At 71.4% G+C, this 2,942-nt stretch carries 1 protein-coding gene; it reads left to right on the forward strand.

Annotated elements, in window-relative coordinates; translation table 11 throughout:
• Positions 1–2,942, forward strand: a 2,942-nt coding sequence (locus RM779_RS33180; RefSeq protein WP_394813454.1) for an SDR family NAD(P)-dependent oxidoreductase, incomplete at both ends; no start/stop codon positions are given.

Consider the following 2,942-nt stretch of genomic DNA (forward strand, 5'->3'; position numbering starts at 1 on the left):
AGAATGAGGACCCGGGGGCGTTGGCGGACACGTTGCAGATCGATGACGAGCGGTTGCGTGAGGTGTTGCCGGCTCTGTCGACCTGGCGCCGTCGTCACCGCGAACAGTCACACGCCGACTCCTACCGTTACCGCGTGACCTGGCGTCGGCTCGCCGACCCCCGCACCGCCGCCTTGTCCGGTGCCTGGCTGCTCGTCGTCCCCGGGACCGACGGGACACAGGAGTGGGTCGAGGGCGCGGCAGCAGCCCTGACCAGCGCCGGCGCCCAGGTGATCACCGTCCACGTGCCGACCGGTACGGCCGACCGGGGGAGTGTCGCCGACGCCATACGCGTCGCGCTGGCCGATCAAGACGCGACACTGGCCGGGGTGCTGTCCCTGCTGGCGCTGGACGAGACCCCGCACTCCGCTTTCCCGCTGGTGGCCGGCGGCAACGCGGCGCTGCTCGCCCTGGTGCAAGCGCTGAGCGACATCGGCATCGAGGTGCCGCTGTGGAGCGCCACCCGGGGAGCCGTCGCGGCCGTACCGGGAGAGCCGCTGGCGAGCGCGGTCCAGGCCCAGGCGTGGGGCCTGGGCCGAGTGATCGCCCTTGAGTACCCGCACATGTGGGGCGGTTCGGTCGACCTGCCCGAGCGGCCCAGCCGGCGAACCCTGGCACGGCTGGCCTCTGTCCTGACCGGCCGGGACCGCGAGGACGGGGTAGCGATCCGTGGGTCCGGCCTGCTGACCCGCCGGGTGGAGCGCGCCCGGCTCGGCGGGGCCCGGCCCGCCCGTGCCTACCGGCCCGAGGGCACCATGCTGATCACGGGAGGCACCGGCGGGCTCGGCTCGCATGTCGCCCGCTGGGCCGCACGGAACGGCGCCGCCCACCTCCTGCTGATCAGCCGGCGGGGCTCCGAGGCACCCGGTGCCGACGAACTGTCGGCCGAGCTCACGGAACTGGGCGCCCGGGTGACCATCGCCGCCTGCGACATCGGGGACCGCGAAGCACTGGCGGAGGAGATCGCCCGCATCCCCGAGGACGTGCCGCTGACCGCCGTTGTCCACACCGCCGCCGTACTCGACAACGGCGTGGTGGACGCGCTGAACGCCGAACGCCTGGCCCACACGCTCCGGGTGAAGGCCCACGGCGCGCTCAACCTGCACGAGCTGACGCGGGACATGGGTCTTTCCGCGTTCGTCCTGTTCTCCTCCTTCGCTTCCGTCTTCGGTATCCCGGGGATGGGCAACTACGTCCCCGGCAATGCCTATCTGGAGGCGCTGGCCGAGCAGCGACGCGCCGCAGGGCTGCCCGCGACCGCGATCTCCTGGGGCACCTGGACGGGCGCGGGCATGGCCGAGGGGAACATCGGTGAACGTGCCCGGCGCCACGGCATGCTCCCCATGGACCCCGGGCAGGCGCTCGCGGCGTTGCAGCAGTCCCTGGACCATGAGGAGACCCACTCCGTCATCGTGGACGTGGACTGGGACCGGTTTGCCGTGATCTTCACCTCGGAGCGTCCCAGTAAACTGCTGAACGAAGTTCCCGAGGCACGCCGGGCCCTGGCCGCCGCCGGAAACGCACCCCAGGACGAGTCGGCCGACGGCGAGACGAAACTGGCCGCGCGGCTGCGCCCGCTCCCCGTGCCCGAGCAGGAGCGGGAGCTCGTCCAGCTGGTGCGCGCCAATGCTGCCCAGGTTCTGGGCCATGACTCGCCCGACGGCATCGACCCGGCACGGGCCTTCCGGCAGACCGGATTCGACTCGCTTGCCGCTGTGGAACTCCGGAACCGGCTCAACGCCACGACCGGCCTTCAGCTGCCGGCCAGCCTGGTCTTCGACTATCCGACGCCTCTGGTGCTGTCCCAGTACCTGCGCGGAGAACTTCTCGGCGAGGACACGGCGCCCGAGCCTGGCGAGGCCCAGGTGGGCGCGGTGACCCTGGCCGACGAGCCCATTGCCATCGTCGGCATGGCCTGCCGTTACCCTGGCGGCGTCTCCTCCCCCGAGGATCTCTGGCAGGTCATTGCCGAGGGCGGCGACGTCATCTCTTCCATGCCCACGAACCGGGGATGGGACCTGTCCGAGTTCTACTCGTCCGACCCTGAGGCCAAGGGGAAGTCGTATGCCCGCGAGGGCGGCTTCCTGCACGATGCCGACGAGTTCGACGCGGATCTCTTCGGGATTTCGCCGCGCGAAGCACTGGCCATGGACCCGCAGCAGCGGCTGTTCATCGAGGCTTCCTGGGAGGTGTTCGAGCGCGCCGGCATTGACGTCCAGGCCCTCCGCGGCTCCCGCACCGGCGTCTTCACCGGACTGACCCACCGCGAATACGGCAGAGGCACCGAAGGCACCCCCGCGCACGAAGGGCTGGAGGGCTACCGGGTCACCGGCAACATCGCCGCGGTCGCCTCCGGCCGGGTCGCCTACACCTTCGGATTCGAGGGGCCCGCGGTGACGGTGGACACGGCCTGTTCCTCGTCGCTCGTGGCGCTGCATCTGGCGGTCCAGGCGGTGCGGCAGGGCGAGTGCTCGATGGCGGTGGCCGGCGGTGTCGCGGTGATGCCGGAACCGCATGACTTCGTCTCCTTCAGCCGTCAACGCGGCCTCTCCCGCGACGGGCGGTGCCGGGCCTTCGGCGAGGGTGCCGAAGGTTTCGGCCTGGCCGAGGGCGTGGGTGTGCTGCTGGTGGAGCGCCTGTCGGAGGCGCGGAGGAACGGGCACCGGGTACTGGCCGTGGTGAAGGGCTCGGCGATCAACCAGGACGGCGCGTCGAACGGGCTGACGGCGCCGAACGGTCCTTCCCAGCAGCGCGTCATTCGGCAGGCGCTGGCGAACGCGCGGCTGTCGGCCGGGCAGGTGGATGTGGTGGAGGCGCACGGGACGGGGACCAAGCTGGGTGATCCGATCGAGGCGCAGGCTTTGCTGGCCACTTATGGTCAGAGCCGGTCCGGTGACCGGCCG

It is taken from the genome of Streptomyces johnsoniae, from assembly GCF_031845565.1.
GTDB lineage: Bacteria > Actinomycetota > Actinomycetes > Streptomycetales > Streptomycetaceae > Streptomyces > Streptomyces johnsoniae.